The sequence below is a fragment of the Pseudoalteromonas sp. NZS11_1 genome, assembly GCF_015864275.1.
GTDB classification, from domain to species: Bacteria; Pseudomonadota; Gammaproteobacteria; order Enterobacterales; family Alteromonadaceae; genus Pseudoalteromonas; species Pseudoalteromonas arctica.
In genome coordinates this window covers 1-646 of sequence record NZ_JADYXK010000068.1, presented here as the reverse complement: position 1 = coordinate 646, position 646 = coordinate 1, and the positions used below count along the sequence as shown (strand labels likewise).

Genomic DNA, 646 nt, shown 5'->3' with positions numbered 1-646 from the left:
ACTTTGCAATCTTTTAAGTAACCGCAGAATCGTGTGTATTGTTGGTTATGGCTGTTTACATTGACCCCGCTTCGCCACATGGCATTGCCTGCAGGGCAGCGGCATGTTTGCGTTGCCTCATCATAATGAAAATCGTCTGAGGTAAATAACCGAGGCTTGCCTTTGCTGCGTTTTAGTCGGCGCTTTTCTTGCTCAGTTTCGTATGTTTCGCTGGCTTTAAATAGCGGATTTCGTTTTCTAAATTGGTTATCCGCAATGTAGGTATCGAACCCACTTTGCGCCATAAACTCAAGATTTACTTCGCTGTTAAACCCACTGTCTGCGGTGAATTTGATGGTGTGTTTATCTGCCATTTTTTCTGTATTGAGTTTAGCAAGCTGCTGTTTTAATTGTGCAACGGCTGGCTGTAAAGTTTGTTGTTCGCCCACTGAGCCCCACGCTTGTGCTTGCAGGATGATTTGATGTTTATCATCGTTTATCGCGATGCCGTTGTAGCCTTGAATTGTCCCTTTTGAGGTCGTCATCTTCGCACTATCTGGGTCAGTGATATTACTTTTAACAGGCTTGCCTTTACTGCCTGTTTTCTCTTCGTGAGTGGCTAAAAACTCGGTGATTTTATCTGCACTTTTATCCAGCTTTTCTTTTT

1 pseudogene is annotated in these 646 nt (G+C 43.5%); it reads right to left on the bottom strand.

Annotation, left to right across the window (positions count from 1 at the left end):
* Positions 1–646, bottom strand: a pseudogene (locus tag I6F44_RS19515) (transposase); the annotation flags it as partial.